The sequence below is a fragment of the Streptomyces sp. NPDC028635 genome (assembly GCF_040637635.1).
Classification (GTDB): domain Bacteria; phylum Actinomycetota; class Actinomycetes; order Streptomycetales; family Streptomycetaceae; genus Streptomyces.
This window is the reverse complement of the sequence record NZ_JBEZWX010000059.1, coordinates 18,359-32,174: the sequence shown is the minus strand read 5'-3', so window position 1 is coordinate 32,174 and position 13,816 is coordinate 18,359. Positions and strand designations below refer to the sequence as shown.

Annotated in this window: 12 protein-coding genes; 4 read left to right on the top strand and 8 right to left on the bottom strand. The window is 74.3% G+C overall.

Features of this window, described 5'->3' with window-relative positions:
- The first annotated feature begins 398 nt into the window (after nucleotides 1-398).
- Nucleotides 399-803, top strand: coding sequence for a cupin domain-containing protein (locus tag AB0E88_RS33920; RefSeq protein WP_361638605.1), 405 nt, complete (start codon nucleotides 399-401; stop codon nucleotides 801-803).
- A 96-nt stretch (nucleotides 804-899) separates the two neighbouring features.
- On the opposite strand, the gene AB0E88_RS33915 is transcribed toward AB0E88_RS33920, so the two are convergent.
- A complete protein-coding gene (locus tag AB0E88_RS33915) occupies nucleotides 900-1,655 on the bottom strand; it encodes a class I SAM-dependent methyltransferase (protein ID WP_361638603.1) in 756 nt (251 codons plus the stop codon).
- A gap of 270 nt (nucleotides 1,656-1,925) precedes the next feature.
- Here AB0E88_RS33915 and AB0E88_RS33910 point away from each other — a divergent pair, with 270 nt between their 5' ends.
- Complete coding sequence (locus tag AB0E88_RS33910) at nucleotides 1,926-2,603, top strand: adenosylcobinamide amidohydrolase (protein ID WP_361638602.1); 678 nt, start codon at nucleotides 1,926-1,928, stop codon at nucleotides 2,601-2,603.
- A gap of 281 nt (nucleotides 2,604-2,884) precedes the next feature.
- On the opposite strand, the gene AB0E88_RS33905 is transcribed toward AB0E88_RS33910, so the two are convergent.
- The 3 genes from AB0E88_RS33905 to AB0E88_RS33895 all read right to left on the bottom strand — a co-directional run bounded on the left by AB0E88_RS33905 (nucleotide 2,885) and on the right by AB0E88_RS33895 (nucleotide 5,312).
- Nucleotides 2,885-3,739: an oxygenase MpaB family protein gene (locus tag AB0E88_RS33905; RefSeq protein WP_361638600.1), complete on the bottom strand. Its 855-nt coding sequence runs from the start codon at nucleotides 3,737-3,739 to the stop codon at nucleotides 2,885-2,887.
- A 144-nt stretch (nucleotides 3,740-3,883) separates the two neighbouring features.
- Nucleotides 3,884-4,198, bottom strand: a complete 315-nt coding sequence (locus AB0E88_RS33900) for a hypothetical protein (protein ID WP_361638599.1) — start codon at nucleotides 4,196-4,198, stop codon at nucleotides 3,884-3,886.
- A 91-nt stretch (nucleotides 4,199-4,289) separates the two neighbouring features.
- Nucleotides 4,290-5,312, bottom strand: a complete 1,023-nt coding sequence (locus tag AB0E88_RS33895) for a hypothetical protein (RefSeq protein WP_361638597.1) — start codon at nucleotides 5,310-5,312, stop codon at nucleotides 4,290-4,292.
- 192 nt (nucleotides 5,313-5,504) lie between these two features.
- Between AB0E88_RS33895 and AB0E88_RS33890 the strand changes: the two genes are divergently transcribed.
- Nucleotides 5,505-7,763, top strand: coding sequence for a heavy metal translocating P-type ATPase (locus AB0E88_RS33890; protein ID WP_361638595.1), 2,259 nt, complete (start codon nucleotides 5,505-5,507; stop codon nucleotides 7,761-7,763).
- A gap of 79 nt (nucleotides 7,764-7,842) precedes the next feature.
- Here the strand turns inward: AB0E88_RS33890 and AB0E88_RS33885 are convergent, their stop codons facing one another.
- From AB0E88_RS33885 to AB0E88_RS33870, 4 genes are all read right to left on the bottom strand, one after another.
- Nucleotides 7,843-9,126, bottom strand: coding sequence for an MFS transporter (locus AB0E88_RS33885; RefSeq protein ID WP_361638593.1), 1,284 nt, complete (start codon nucleotides 9,124-9,126; stop codon nucleotides 7,843-7,845).
- Nucleotides 9,123-10,259 carry a PLP-dependent cysteine synthase family protein gene (locus AB0E88_RS33880; RefSeq protein WP_361638591.1) on the bottom strand — a complete coding sequence of 379 codons (1,137 nt, stop codon included), beginning with the start codon at nucleotides 10,257-10,259 and terminating at the stop codon, nucleotides 9,123-9,125. The genes AB0E88_RS33885 and AB0E88_RS33880 overlap by 4 nt, the downstream gene beginning before the upstream one ends.
- 116 nt (nucleotides 10,260-10,375) lie before the next feature.
- Nucleotides 10,376-10,828, bottom strand: a complete 453-nt coding sequence (locus AB0E88_RS33875; protein ID WP_361638589.1) for a hypothetical protein — start codon at nucleotides 10,826-10,828, stop codon at nucleotides 10,376-10,378.
- A 334-nt stretch (nucleotides 10,829-11,162) separates the two neighbouring features.
- Nucleotides 11,163-12,371 (bottom strand): cytochrome P450, encoded by a 1,209-nt coding sequence (locus tag AB0E88_RS33870; RefSeq protein WP_361638587.1) that lies wholly within the window; start codon nucleotides 12,369-12,371, stop codon nucleotides 11,163-11,165.
- Between the two features lie 202 nt (nucleotides 12,372-12,573).
- Between AB0E88_RS33870 and AB0E88_RS33865 the strand changes: the two genes are divergently transcribed.
- Nucleotides 12,574-13,803, top strand: coding sequence for a cytochrome P450 (locus AB0E88_RS33865; RefSeq protein ID WP_361638585.1), 1,230 nt, complete (start codon nucleotides 12,574-12,576; stop codon nucleotides 13,801-13,803).
- The last annotated feature ends 13 nt before the right edge of the window (nucleotides 13,804-13,816 follow it).

The window sequence follows — 13,816 nt, the reverse complement described above, 5'->3', positions numbered from 1 at the left end:
AGTTCCCGCACGGCGGCGTAGGAACCGGCGAAGCCGATCCCCGCGATGATCAGGGCGCCGGACACGACCACACCGATCAGAATCCGGTGCATCCGGGTGAGCACCACCCGCGGCGGCCCGCCGGGGGGCCCTGATGTCCCGCTGCTCGCCACAGACTCATGGCGCTCACCCGTGGCGTGTCGCTCCCCCGCCGGCACGTGGCATTCCCCCGTTCGAACCTCGGACGTGATCGGTTCTCACACTCTCATGATCGAGCGGCGCGAAGCCGGGCGCCCGCCCCCGGCACGTGCAGCAGGGTGGCGTGGCGGAAGATGGGGCGGACAGCACCTGTGTGACAGGCCGAGGATCAAGGCCGGGGAGTCCGGGGAGTCCGGGGAGTCCGGGGAAGGAGCACCGCGATGGGTGAGACGGAGGGGGCCGCGGAGCGGCGAGGTGAGCCGCCCGTGCCGCGCACGCTGTGCGACGTACGGGCTCTCGCCGTGCCCGGCGCCGCGCGCGGCGTGTCGTGGAAACTCGCGGAGGCCGGGCGGCAGCTGGACGCCAACGTGGTCCATCTGCCGCCGGGCCGGAGCGTGGACACCCATGTCGAACCCGACCTCGACGTGCTGCTCCTGGTGGTCGCGGGCGAGGGCACCGTCAGCGGCGGCGGTACGGACGAGCGGGTCGGGGAGGGGGCCCTGGTGTGGCTGCCGCGGGGCAGCAGCCGCAGCCTGGCGGCGGGCGGCAGCGGGCTGCACTATCTGACGGTGCATCAGCGACGGCCGGGGCTGCGGATCGGACGGCGCGGGCCCTCCGCACCGTGAACGCCGCCTGATGACTCGTCAGCTCAGGGCCCGCCCCCTGTCAGGGACGCGGTGTCTGGGACCCGGCGTCAGGGACCCGGCGTCAGCGAGTCGATGTCAGCGACTCGGTGTCAGCGACTCGGGTGTCGGCCGCAGGACCAGCGTGACGAAGCCGAACGCGTCGCGGTAGCCGTGCAGCCACTCGCTCCGGTGGGTGGTGGCCGCCTCCAGGGCCTGGGCGCTGCCCGGATCGCCGGCGTGGTCCAGGGCCCACGCGGCCAGTGAGCCGGTCCAGGACCATTCGTAGGCGTCGAGTTCGTGCCGCGTGCTGATGTGGGCGTGGACCGGGGTCCATCCGTCGGCGACGATCCGGTCGACGGTGGTCGGCAGGTCGTCCATGTCGCCGAGCATCTCGACCGCGTCGGGGCCGGGCTCACGCTCCCAATAGCCGTCGCCGACCAGGACGCGTCCGCCGGGGGCCAGGTGCTTGCGGGCGGCGTCCAGGGTGGCGCGCAGGCCGCCGAAGGCATGGGTCGCTCCGACGCTGATCACCAGGTCGAAAGGGTCGGACGCGGTGAAGTCCGCGGCGTCCTGGCGGTGGAGCACGAGACGGTCGTCCACGCCGAGGTCGCTCGCTCGTTCACGGGCGTGTGCCAGCCCGCGTTCGGATATGTCGACGCCCTCGGCGCGCAGCCGGGGATGCGCGGTGAGGGCGCGCAGCAGCCACTCCGCGCCGCCGCAGCCGAGGTCGAGGACGCGGGCGTCGGCGCGCGGGACGGCACGGTCCAGCAGCCGCCGTACCGCTTCGTCGTCGAGCGGGGCCGCGATGGGGTGGTCCGCGTGGGCGAGTCGGGAGATCAGTTCGCGATTCACCGACGGAGCGTGCCACGGCCGGTCGACCGCACGCACACGGTTTTCCCTCATCCGGCCCCGCACGGTCTTGCCTCATCCGGCCCCGCACGGTCTTGCCTCGTCCGGCCCCGCACGGTCTTGCCTCGTCCGGCCCCGCATGGTTCTCCTCATCCGGCCTCCGCTCGCCGTGCGCGAGCAGGGCACGGATGCCGGCGTCGATGCCGATCGGGACCCGGCTCGCGCTCCCCCGTACGATCACCTGGTCCCCCGTCCCGCGAGGAGTCCCGTCCGGTGAGTGTCGTCGTCCCCCCATCCCGCTCCGCTTCCGCACTGCTGCCCGTGCGGCCGTGGGCCCGCCGGGAGGACGGCGAGCGGCTGCACGCGCTGGTGTGGCGAGCCGGGCCGGGCTGGCGGATGGTGAGCAGCGCCGTCCTCGGTGGTGGTCTCGGAGAGCGGCGCTGGGTGCTCAACGCGCAGGTGTCGCACGGTTACCGCCGCACGGATCCGGACCGCCACCTCGCCGAACTGGCCGCGGACGCCGGGGTGCGGGGGCCGGGTGTGGGACTGCTGACGGCCGCCGACGTCTCGCGTCCCGGGCAGGCGTGCGACGGCGGTGTGGAGGCGGTGGTCACCGCCGGGCTCGGGGTGCGGGGCTGGGCGGCCTCGCCCGCCGAGGGCGCGACCGGGCCGCAGCCCGCGGGCACGGTCAACATCGTCGTCGCGCTGCCCGTCGCGCTGACCGACGCCGCGCTGGTCAACGCGGTGGCCACGGCGACCGAGGCGAAGGTGCAGGCACTGCTGGACGCCGGGTACGACTGCTCGGGCACGCCCACCGACGCGGTGTGTGTCGCCGCGCGGACACCACGGGCCGGTGAGGAGGCCCACCCCTTCGCCGGCCCGCGCTCCCTCTGGGGCGCCCGCCTGGCCCGCGCCGTCCACGCCGCCGTACTCGACGCGGCCGGGCCCTGACGGGCACGCGCCCCGGCCGTCGACGGCGGCCCGGTGCCCGCGGCGTGAGCGTCGCGCGCCACCACGGTGCCGTCGACCCGCCGGGCGGTCCGCCCTCACCCCGGCTCCCGCTCACGGCCGTCGCCGGCCGCTGCTGCCCGTCCCTCGGAGGCCGGTTCGCGCGGCCGGCTGCCGTCGAGGGACCGCAGCAGGTGGACGCCTCCCCGCCACCCTCACCCGGCCCGCGGTGCGGGAGCCGCGGGCGAATCGCCCATGCCGGGTACAGGGGACGGCTGCGCCGGTCAGCCCTGCGAGCGGACGGGGTGCATGGCCCAGCGGATGGTGCGGGTCACGGCCTCGCCGGCCGGGCGTACCGTGATCTCCTCGACGAGGGGCAGCCGGGGCAGCCACAGCAGGCCGCGCGCCCAAGGCGGCAGCAGGGCCACGGCGTTGGCGGCGAGCGGGGCGTACAGCGGCCGGACGGCGAGCGGCAGGGGCGGTTGCAGGAGCAGGAAGCGTGCCGCGGCCCGCGCTTCGGCGGTGGCCCGCAGTTCCGGCCGGTAGGCCTCGAGTACGGCGGTCAGCTCGGCCCGGTCGCGGGGCGGGCGGGGCACGCCGAGCGCCTCGGCGACGCGTGCGGTGTCGGCCACGTACGCGTCGTACCCGGCGGCGTCCAGCGGGTTCGCGCCGAAGCGCTGGTGGGCGCGGAGGAAGCTGTCGGTCTCGGCGGCGTGCACCCAGCCGAGCAGGTGCGGATCGGCGGCGTGGTACGGCGTCCCGTCGGGTGTGGTGCCGCGGATCCTGTCGTGGATGGCGCGGACCTGGTCGACGGCCTGCTGGGCGTCGGCGGCGGTGCCGTAGGTGGTGACGGCCAGGAAGGTGCTGGTGCGCTGGAGGCGGCCCCAGGGGTCGCCGCGGAAGCCGGAGTGCGCGGCCACGGCGGCCATGGCGAGCGGGTGCAGGGACTGCAGCAGCAGGGCGCCGAGCCCGCCGATGAACATGGACGCGTCGCCGTGCACGGTGCGGATGGGCCGGTCGGGGGCGAACCAGCGCGGGCCGGGGGTGTGGTGGATGCGGGCGCGGTTGCTCGGCCCGTCCGGCCCTGCCACCCTGCGGAACAGGGCCTGCCCCAGCTGAGTACGCATCTGCGTCAGCACGGTCACCTCCCGCGGTGCGTTCAGTCTCCGGCATGCCCCGCGGGCGGGTCCAGTCCCGGGCCGGACGGCGTGCGCTCGAACGGGGTGCGCTCGAACGGGGTGCGCCGCGGAGGGGGCGCGCCGCCGGAGGGCTCGTGCCGGGTGTCAGGCCGCGCGCGCTCGTGCTCGCGCGGCTGCCGGGCGGACGCGGTACGTCGTCTTGGCCGGGTCGACGAGGGGTTCGCCGAGGGTGATCCGCCCGGCGCGGTGCAGGGTGTCGCAGGCGTCGGTGGGCAGGGCCACGTATCCGCCGCCGGTGCCGCCGCGCCCGTTCAGCGGGCGCCAGTAGCCGTACCGGCGGCGGCCGCCCGTGTGCACGGTGAGAAAGACGGCCGTCGCCGGGTCGGAGATGATGCGCAGGAGGTCGGCGACGGCGGGGCCGACGGGGGCGAGGAACCGGCTGCGGTGCGACAGGATCATCCCCTGCCCTTTCCACGTCGTTGATCAGTTATGCCGCATCATGCAGCACCCCACTGACAACGGCGTCGCGGCCGGCCGCCGGTCCGGCGGCTCAGTGGGCGTGGCCGGGCGCTTCCCCGGGCGCCACGGGCGCGGCAGCGGAGGGAGCGGGGCCGCCCGCGTGGACCGTGAAGGCCGCCGTGCGGACCTTGCCCTCGTGCCGGAAGTCGAGGAAGAGGCGGTAGGCGCCGGCGCTCGGCGCCATGGCCGTGAAGGAGATCCGGGGGCCGGGCCGTGTCGTGCCGTCGCCGGGCTCGCCGTCGGGGTGGACGTGGAGGTAGGCGAGGTCCCCGGAGCGCAGGGCGACCAGGTGGCCGTAGGCGCCGAGATAGGGCTGGAGGTCGCGCACCGGTTTGCCGCCGCGGGTGACCGTGAGCGTGAGGTCGCTGTCCCGGCCGGGGGTGAGCGTGCCGGCGAGGCGCACCTCGTAGCCGTCGACCCGGGCGGTGGTACCGGTCTCGGGCAGTGCGGCCGGCCGGTAGGGACCGGAGACGGCGAGGTCGGCGCCGAGGGTGAGGGCGTCGCCGCCCGCCGGCCTGAAGTCGGCGAAGACCCGGTAGCCGCCGGCCCGTGGCAGGTCGACCGGCGTGGACCAGGTGCCGTCGGCGGCGCGCACGGGGTGCAGATGGCGGAAGACCGTGAGGTCGCGTGAGGCGACGATCAGGTGGAGCTCCTTGTCGTGCTGTGTCCGGTAGGCGGTGACCTTGCGGCCGGTGCCGTCCTGGACGACGGCGAACCGCAGGTCTGTGGTGCGGCCGGCCGCCACCCTCGGGGTCTTCAGGTCGAGGGTGTAGCCGTCGCGGGAGATCTCCAGGCCGCCGGGCGGTGTCTCCGCGCGGCCGCCGCCGTGCCCGGCCCGCGGGTCCCCGTGCCCGGCCTCCATCGCTCCGTGCCCGGCCTCCATCGCCCCCTGCCCGCTGCCGGTGTTCTTCGCTCCGGCGCCGTGACCCTCGCCGTGAGCGCCGGTCTTCGCCGCCGGGGACACCGGATCGATGGCGGTGCCCACGCCGTAGGCGGTGCCGAAGGTCGCGGCGAGCGCCGCGGCGAAGACGGTGATCCGCACACCGGTGTTCATGACCAGCTCCTGTCCCCGGCCGCCGCGGGTCGGCTGCCGACACCTCTCAAGATACCCCAGGGGGGTATGCAGTCAAGCCGAGTGAAAGGTTGCCACGGGGTACTGGCGGGGGGTATACCTGAGACGTCCGTGATACCCCCCAGGGGTATCTTCGTGCAACAGGGCCCGCCGCACGGGCCGCGAGGAGCAGACATGACCACCACCGCGCCCGGCACGGCCGAGGTCGAGCTCGCCATCGGCGGGATGACCTGCGCCTCCTGTGCCGCTCGCATCGAGAAGAAGCTCAACCGCATGGACGGGGTCCAGGCCGGCGTCAACTACGCCACCGAGAAGGCCAAGGTCACCTTCCGGGAGGACATCGACGTCGCCGATCTGATCGCCACGGTGGAGGCCATCGGCTACACCGCCCGGGAGCCCGCGCCGGCGCGTCCCGAGCCGGAGGGCGGCGCGGCCCGGGACGCGCCCGACGAACTGCGGCCGCTGCGGCAGCGGTTGGTCACCGCCGTACTCCTCGCCGGGCCCGTGATCGCCATGGCCATGGTGCCGGCCCTGCAGTTCACGTATTGGCAGTGGCTGTCGCTGACCCTGGCGGTACCCGTGGTGACGTACGCCGCCTGGCCCTTCCACAAGGCGGCCTGGACCAACGCCCGGCACGGGGCGGCCACCATGGACACGCTGATCTCGGTCGGTACGGCGGCCGCGTTCCTCTGGTCGCTGTGGGCGCTGTTCCTCGGCACCGCCGGCACCCCCGGCATGACGCACCCCTTCGCCTTCACCATCGCCCGCAGCGACGGCACCGGGAACATCTATCTGGAGGCGGCGGCCGGTGTCACCGCCTTCATCCTGGCGGGCCGCTACTTCGAGGCCCGGTCCAAGCGGAAGGCGGGCGCGGCGCTCAAGGCGCTGCTGGAGCTGGGCGCCAAGGAGGTCACCGTGGTGCGCGGGGGCCGCGAAGAGCGTGTCGCCGTCACCGAGTTGCAGTCCGGCGACCGCTTCCTCGTGCGGCCCGGCGAGAAGATCGCCACCGACGGAGTCGTCGTCGAGGGGTCGTCGGCGGTGGACGCCTCCCTGCTCACCGGCGAGTCCGTGCCCGTGGAGGTCGGCGCCGGGGACGCGGTCACCGGGGGCACGCTGAACGCGGGCGGACGGCTCGTCGTCGAGGCCACCCGGGTCGGCGCGGACACGCAACTCGCCCGTATGGCCAGGCTGGTGGAGGACGCGCAGAACGGCAAGGCCGCCGCGCAGCGGCTCGCCGACCGGATCTCCGCCGTCTTCGTGCCCGTCGTGATCGCCCTGGCGCTCGCCACGCTCGGCTTCTGGCTCGGCAACGGCGCGGACCTGAGCGCCGCCTTCACCGCCGCCGTGGCCGTCCTCATCATCGCCTGCCCCTGCGCCCTGGGCCTGGCCACGCCGACCGCGCTGATGGTCGGCACCGGGCGCGGCGCCCAGCTGGGCATCCTCATCAAGGGCCCCGAAGTGCTGGAGAGCACCCGCAAGGTCGACACCGTCGTGCTGGACAAGACCGGCACCGTCACGACCGGGCGCATGACCCTGCTCGCCGTGCACACCGCCGAGGGCACCGACGAGCCGGACGTCCTGCGCCTGGCCGGCGCCCTCGAGCACTCCTCCGAACACCCCGTCGCCCAGGCCGTGGCGGCCGGTGCCGCCGCCCGCGTCGGCACCCTGCCCGCGCCGGAGGACTTCGCCAATGTCCCTGGACTCGGCGTGCAGGGTGTGGTCGACGGGCACGCCGTCCTCGTCGGCCGCGAGCAGCTCCTCGCCGAGTGGGAGATCTCCCTGCCGGACGGTCTGCGGCGCGCCAAGGCCGAGGCGGAGGCGGCGGGACGCACGGTCGTCGCGGTGGCCTGGGACGGCGAGGCCCGCGCGGTCCTGGAGGTCGCCGACGCCGTCAAGGACAGCAGCCCGGAGGCGATCCGGCGGCTGCGTTCCCTCGGACTGACCCCGATGCTGCTCACCGGCGACAACGCGGCGGTCGCGAAGGCCGTCGCCGCCGAGGTGGGCATCGCGCCCGGGCACGTGATCGCCGAGGTCCTGCCGCAGGACAAGGTCGACGTCGTCAAGCGGCTCCAGGGCGAGGGGCGTTCGGTGGCCATGGTCGGCGACGGGGTCAACGACGCCGCGGCGCTCGCCCAAGCCGACCTGGGGCTCGCCATGGGCACCGGTACCGACGCGGCGATCGAGGCGGGCGACCTCACGCTGGTGCGCGGCGACCTCAGGGTGGCGGCGGACGCCATCCGGCTGTCCCGCCGGACCCTCGGCACCATCCGCTCCAACCTGTTCTGGGCCTTCGCCTACAACGTGGCCGCGCTGCCGCTGGCCGCCGCGGGCCTGCTCAACCCGATGATCGCGGGTGCGGCCATGGCCTTCTCGTCGGTCTTCGTGGTCGGCAACAGCCTGCGGCTGCGCGGTTTCCGGCCCGCCGACCGCTGAGGAGACGGCGTCACCCTGCCCGTCCAGGAGCCCGGACAGCAGTGCCGTCCGGGCCCGGGGCATGCCGTCGGAGCGGCGGTCAGGAGGGGGCGGTCGCCGGCTGCGGTGCGGGCGCGGGGGAGGTCAGCCGGCCCGAGCGGGCGAGCAGGGCGACGCATCCGGCGCACAGCGCGCCCGTCGCCGTGAGCGCCCACCAGGTCAGCTCCGGGTGACCGGTGCGGGCGGCGGCGTCCCAGACGGCGCCCGTGGCCAGGTTGCCGAGCGTGATGCCGAGTCCCGACACCGTGTTGTAGAGCCCGTAGTGGGTGGCGACCAGGCGGCCCCCGGCCAGGGAGACGACGGTGTCCATCTCGAAGGGGTACGCCACGGCGGTGCCCAGCCCGAGCAGCGCGACCGAGACGACCAGCGGCAGCAACGCACCGGCCCACCGGAACGGATCGCCCTGCCCGGTCACCGTGTCCGTCCGGGCCAGCAGCGGCAGGAAGGCCACGCCCGTCAGCGCGATCCCCGCCACGAGGGCGCGCGGCGCCGTCCACCGCGCGCGGGCCCACGCCGTGACCTTGAGCTGGCCGGCCACCGCCACCGCGGCCGACACCGCGAACAGGGCGGTCGTCACGGCGTCGCCCCGGTCCCCGGCGACCCGGCGCGCCTCGAGCGGCAGGGCGAGATACACCTGGAAGGTCAGGACGTACGAGCCGATCATGGCCGCGGAGAAGAGCAGGAAGGCACGGTTGGCGAGCACCGTGCGCCAGTCGGCGAGCACCCCGGCGGACACGGCCGGTGCCGCGCCCCGGCGGCCGGGCAGCATCCGTGCCTGGACGACCGTCAAAGCGGCGAACAGTACGGCCGCGACCGCGCACACCAGCCGGAAGTCGGCGGTGAGCAGGGCCAGTCCGACGAGCGGACCGGTGAACATCCCGGCCTGGTAGAAGACGTTGAACGCCGCGAAGGCCTCCACCCGTCGCTCGCCGGCCTCCTGGGCGAGATACGCGCGTACCGCCGGATTGAACAGGGCACCCGCGAAGCCGGTCGCCGCCGAGGCCACGACGAGCGCCGGCACGGAGCCGACCAGTCCGAGCAGGCCGAAACCGAGGGTGCGCAGCACGCACCCGGCCATGATCACCGGCTTGTGGCCGAGCCGGTCGGCGAGGGTGCCGCCGAGCAGGAACATGCCCTGCTGGGCGAAGTTGCGCACGCCGAGCACCAGGCCCACCGCCCAGGCGGCCAGGCCCAGGTCCCGCGCCAGATGGACGGCGAGATACGGCATCAGCATGTAGAAGGCGGTGTTGATGGTGAACTGCTGCACCATCAGCAGTCGTACACAGGGGGTGAACGACCGCAGCTGCGCGACCAGCGTCCTCATCGGGTGACCCCTCCCGGTGCGGCGACGCGGGTACAGCGTGTCCAGCGGTCGACCACGCGCTCACCGGGGTGGGTGATCTCGTCCGGATCCGGTGCCGGGGGACGGTCGAGGAGGCCCTGCCCTCGGCAGTAGTCGTCGCTGTAGACGGTGTTCCAGTACCGGTGGACACCATCGGGGAAGACCGCCGCGATGCGGGTGTCCGGGGATGCCGTGCGGGCGAACCAGTTCGCCACCAGGGCAACCGCGCCCACGCTCCAGCCGCCGCTGGCGTAATGGCCGCGGGCGAGCGCGCGGCACGCCCACACGGCCTCACCCGGGGCCACCCAGTGCACCTCGTCGAAGGCGGCGTGGTCGACGTTGGCCGGGTGGATGCTGCTGCCGAGGCCGCGCATGAGGCGGGGGCCGGCGGGCTGGCCGAAGACCGTCGAGCGCACCGAGTCGACGCCCACGAGTCTCAGCCCCGGCAGGAAGGCGCGCAGGGCGCGGGCGACACCCGCCGAGTGGCCGCCGGTGCCGACGGCGGCGACCAGGGTGTCGATGTGGCCCAGCTGGACCAGGAGTTCCAGGCCCAGCGGGGCGTAGGCGGCGACGGTGTCGGGGTTGTGGTACTGGTCGGGGCACCAGGCTCCGGGGGTGCGGTCGAGCAGTGCGCGCACCCGTCGCCGGCGCGCCTCCTGCCAGCCGCCCACCGGGTGCGGCTCGCGGACGACGTCCACCTCGGCTCCGAGTGCCCGCAACTGATGCGTCATCAGCGGTTCCAGACCGGGGTCGGTGACCAGGGTGACCGGGTGGCCGTAGGTGATCCCGGCGAGTGCCAGGCCGAGGCCGAGAGTGCCGCTGGTCGACTCGACGACCGGGGCGCCGGGGGTGAGGTCTCCGCGGCGGCGGGCCGCGGCAACCAGGTGCAGCGCCGCCCGGTCCTTGATCCCGCCGGGGTTGGCGCCCTCCAGTTTCGCCCAGAAGCCGCGCCCCGGCGGGTTGAAGGGCTCGCCGATCCACAGCACGGGAGTGTGGCCGACCAGCCCGGCCGGTGTCCGGCGCGCCGCTCCGGCGAAACCGGACGGGACGTGACCGAGTCGTTCGCCGGCAGGGTCCGTGGCGGGCGGAGTGGTACCACTCAGGGCAGTGCTCATGAAGGGGTCCTTCCGCGACCTCGCTCGCAGCGGGCCGCGCGTTATGTGCCGTACACAGGGAGGAGCCGCCGGCCCGCTCGGGCCTCCGGGTTCCGGGGCCGGGCGGGCGGGCGCGGTCAGGTACGGCTCACGCAGACCAGGCGCAGGACGTCGGGCCCGCGCCGGGCCGGTACGCCGGTCGCCCTCGCGCGTGACGGAGGGGCCGGCGGTGCGCTCGGGCCCCGGACCGTCAACGCGGTGAACATCAGGATCAGCAGCGAGGCCGCGCCGGGTACGCGGACGTCGCCGGCCCGGTCGGCCGGGTCGCAGCACAGCACACCGTGCCCGGGATGCCCGGGAGCGCCCGCGTCATGGCCGCCGCCGCAGTCGACGGCCTCCCGGACCCACGCTCCGGCCGCCTGCACGGGGGCGGTCGCCGCGATGGGCACCGCGGCCCGCGTGTGTTCCTCGTCCCCGTGGGAGTGCAGGGCGCACAGCACCACATGGGTCAGGAGCGTCAGCACCAGACCCACGAGGAGGGCGAGCGCCGGCGCGCGCACGGGCGTGCGGCCGGCGTTTTCCTGCGGCATGCGACCGATCGTAGGAGCTTGATCGCGTTTCGCCAGGGTTGGTCCCCGTACGAGTGAAAGGTGGCGACCGACCCGCCCATGCCGCGGCGCGCCGCACCGGCGGGAACGATCGGGGCGAGTATGGGCTGATACCGGCAGGGGGTATGTGCGGGCGACGGAAAGGGGCGCTGTCCGGCAGGCGAGGCCTCCTGGAGCGGACACCGCGCGGGTCCGGCGCACCCGGCTCGGAAAAGGGGGCCGCCCGCCGCTGGGTGTGCGCGGCGGGCGGCCGGGAGCCGGGTGCCCGCCGTGACGCCGACGGGCACCGCTCCGCTTCACTTTCAGTGCCAGTACTTCATGTCCGTACCTCCTCCCCCGCTCCTCGTGGGCGCAGCGTGACCTCGAAGCGGTCGAGACCGCGCAGGGTCAGGTTGCGCCGGTGGCTCGGTTCCGCGACCGCCCGCGCCTCGGGGTACCGCCCGGCCAGGGTGGCGAGGACCGACCCGGCGAGCCGGATGGCCATCGACGCGCCCAGGCAGGCGTGGGCCCCGCGCCCGAACCCGAGGTGCGGGTTCGGGGTGCGGTCGAGTCGCAGCTCTGTGGGGTGGGCGAAGCGGAGCGGATCGTGGTTGGCCGCTCCCAGCAGCAGCGTGACCGGGTCGCCCGCCCGGAGGGTGACGCCGCCGAGGTCGGTGTCCGCGACACAGACGCGGGCGTCCGCCTGGACCGGCGCGTCGTAGCGGATGAGTTCGTCGACCGCTGCGGCGAGCGGCGCCGCACGGAAGGCGTCCAGGGCGCCGGGCGTGGTGAGCAGCGCGGCGGCGGCGTTGCCGAGGAGCCGCGAGGCGGACTCGTAACCGGCGTGCAGCACGGCGCGCAGACTGTTGCGCAGGATCGTTTCCTCGACACCGGACGACTCGGCGTGCTCGGCGACGTACGCGATCAGCCCCTCCTTGGGCGGATCGGTGAGCCAGCCACCGGCGTAGGCGGCGAGTTCGGCGCGGGCCGCCACGGCCGGCTCGTTCTTCTCGGGCCACAGACCGGCGTCCATGCCGTCGACGACGGTGCGCGACATCGGCACGAACCAGTCGAGATCGGGGGCCGGGACGCCGAGGAAGGCGGTGATGAAGCGCAGCGCCAGCGGCTCGGCGAGGTCCCCGACGAAGTCGAAGGACGGCCGGGTGGCGAGGTCGTCGAACAGTGTGCGCACCTCGGCGTCCAGCCGCTCGTGCAGAGCCTGGCGGTCCTGGGCCCGGAAGCCGTCGAGCAGCAGGTGCCGGATGGCGGTGTGCTCCGGCGGGTCGAGCGTCTGCACGCTGAGCAGCGGCGCGGGGATCTCCTCGCCGGCCCGGCGCCAGTCGGAGGCGAAGCGGCCGCTGTCGGTGAGGACGGCGAGGCAGTCGGCGTGCCGGGTCAGCACCCAGGAACCGAGCAGTTCGTGCCAGAAGACGGGCGCGCTCTCCCGCAGCCGGGCGTAGGCGGGGTACGGATCGCGGAGCACCTCGGGCCGGGCCAGATCCAGCAGCGGATCCCCGGCGATCGCCTGTACGGCGCCCTGTTCCACGAACGTCTCCCCCCGCACACAGGCCCTGGTGGGGCCGCAAATGCTTCTGGCGAAACCGCTTCCGTCACCCAAATCGCCGGTGGGCGACGGGGATTGACGGCTACTTCTTTCGATCCGAACGCCGGTGACGCTACCACGCGACCCGGTCGGCTGGTATGACTACCTGCCTCGGATCTTCCACAAACATCACGGGGAGCAGCGGATGCCCGAGCAGAGCCCGACGATCGTCCACGACGTGCCGGTCAACGTCGCTCAACAGCCCGATCCCTACCCGCTGTTCGAGCGGATCCGCGAGCACGGGGCGGTACAGCGGGTACGGCTGAATCCGACCCTTGAGGTCTGGATGGTCACGGGGTACGACGAGGCCGTTTCCGCCCTCACCGACCCTCGGCTGAGCAGCAGCCCGGTGGCCGTGCGGGGTCTCGAGGACGAGATGGCCGAACAGGAGCGCACCAACATCCTGATGTCGAGCATGGTGATCGCCGACGGTGACACGCATGTGCGGCTGCGCAACCTCGTCTCCAGGGCCTTCACCGCACGCCGGGTGGAGGCGCTCGCGCCACGGGTGCAGGAGCACACCGACGCCTTCCTGGACGTGTTCGCGGGGCGTGGATCGGCGGACCTGGTCGAGGAGTTCGCGCTGCCGCTGCCCATGGCCGTGCTCAGCGACCTGATCGGCATCCCGGCCGAGGGACAGCCGGATTTCGCCAAACTGGCCGTGGGTCTCATCATGCCGCCCAACACTCCTGAGCGGCTCGCGAAGGGCGCCCGGGCCCGCGCCGCGCTCGTGGAGTTCTTCCAGCCGCTGATCGAGCGGCGCAAGGCCGAGCCGCGCGACGACCTGCTCAGCGCGCTGTGCGCGGCGCAGGCCGAAGAACGGATCAGTGACCGCGAACTGACCGCGATGACCATCCTGTTGACGCTCGCCGGACACGAGACCGTCGCGAGCCTGATCGCCAACGGCGTGCACGCGCTGCTGCGTCACCCCGAGCAGCTCGCCGCCCTGCGCGCGGACCCGGAGCTGCTCCCCGGCGCGATCGAGGAACTCCTGCGGTACGAGGGCCCGGTCAGCCGTGGTGTCGCGCGCTTCACCGTCGAGGACTTCGAGATCGCCGGGGTGACCATCCCGGCCGGCGAGATGATCATCGTCGGGCTGGCCGCCGCCAACCGGGACCCGGCCCGCTTCGACCGGCCGGACATCCTCGACGTCGCCCGCCGCGAGGTGCCGCAGCAGCTCGCCTTCGGGCACGGCGCGCACTTCTGCCTCGGGGCGCCGCTCGCCCGCATGGAGGCCAGGATCGCCATCGGCACCCTGCTGCGCCGCTTCCCGGACCTGACGCTGGCCACGCCGGACGAGACGCTGTCGCGCCGCGAGGGCATCCTGCGCGGGATGGCGACACTGCCGGTCACGTTCGCCCCGCAGCGCGCATAGGCACCTGACGGGC